Source organism: Bradyrhizobium sp. F1.13.3, assembly GCF_040548265.1.
Lineage (GTDB): Bacteria > Pseudomonadota > Alphaproteobacteria > Rhizobiales > Xanthobacteraceae > Bradyrhizobium.
In genome coordinates, this window is sequence record NZ_JBEPRI010000073.1 from 1 (window position 1) to 1,059 (window position 1,059).

Annotated in this window: 1 protein-coding gene; it reads right to left on the bottom strand. The window is 60.2% G+C overall.

Translation table 11 applies throughout. The annotated features are described in order from the left end of the window. Positions 1-1,059: sensor histidine kinase (locus ABIB66_RS43515; RefSeq protein WP_354260136.1), on the bottom strand; the 1,059-nt coding region annotated here is incomplete at both ends.

Here is a 1,059-nt window from a genome sequence, read left to right on the forward strand (position 1 = left end):
GTTCGCTTATCCCTGCGCCGGTATCCTTGACGCGGATGATGGTCTCGCCGTGACTGCGTACCAATCCGATCTCCACTCGCCCGCCCGCCGGCGTAAACTTAACGGCATTGTCGACCAGATTGGCGACCGCCTCGATCAAGAGATCGCGGTCTCCATAAACATTCAGTTCGTCTGGCGATTGTACGAGCAAGCTAATTCCCCGATCCTCCGCTATTGGCTCATACATGTCGCCTACTTCCCTTACGATATCTGCAAGTGCGACGTGGCCGAAGCCGGCCGATCTCTGATTGACTTCGATTTCCGCAAGACGCAGGATGGCGGTGATGATCGATAGCGATTGATCGAGAGCGTCGGTCGTCTTGTCCGCAACTGCCTGCAATTGCTCCAGTGTCATGGCGTTGTTGCGACCGCGCTCGAGCATCAGACGCGCACGGGTAAGGGGCGTCCGCAAGTCGTGCGCGATGTCCCGACCGACCCCTGCAAGTGACTCGATAAGGCTCTCCATCTCATCGAGCATGCCATTGACGATCATCGCAAGCTGCGAGAAGGGATCATCGCTGTTCCCAAGCGGGAGCCGTTCACGCAGATTACCGGCGACGATGCGCTGCACTCGCTCGTTGACCTCTCCGATACGCTTTCGGGCGCGCGCGCTCAGCGCCGCGCCGACTGCAATGCAAAGGAGCACCGCGGGAATTAGCCCCAGCGCGAGCGCTCTCCCAACGACTCGCGCAATCTCCTCGATTTCATCCGCATCGCGGCCGACCAGCAAAACATTGCCATCGGGCAGCGATCGGGCGATCAGCCGCCAGGCCTGCCGCTCCCGGCCAAATCCGTCCATGCTTTCGCCCACCACGTTTCGTGCCGTGCCGTCGATCTCGATATTGGCTGGCTGCCTTTGCATATTGCCTGCAATCCTGTCGCCGTGCGCCCCAAACAATCCGATGATCCGGACACGGCCTGGATCGTACCGCAGGCCCTCGTTGATTGCGTCGACTCTCCGACCCGGTGGCAAGGCAACGAGAATTCCAATCTGCGAGGCGATGGCTCGGTCGGATCGCA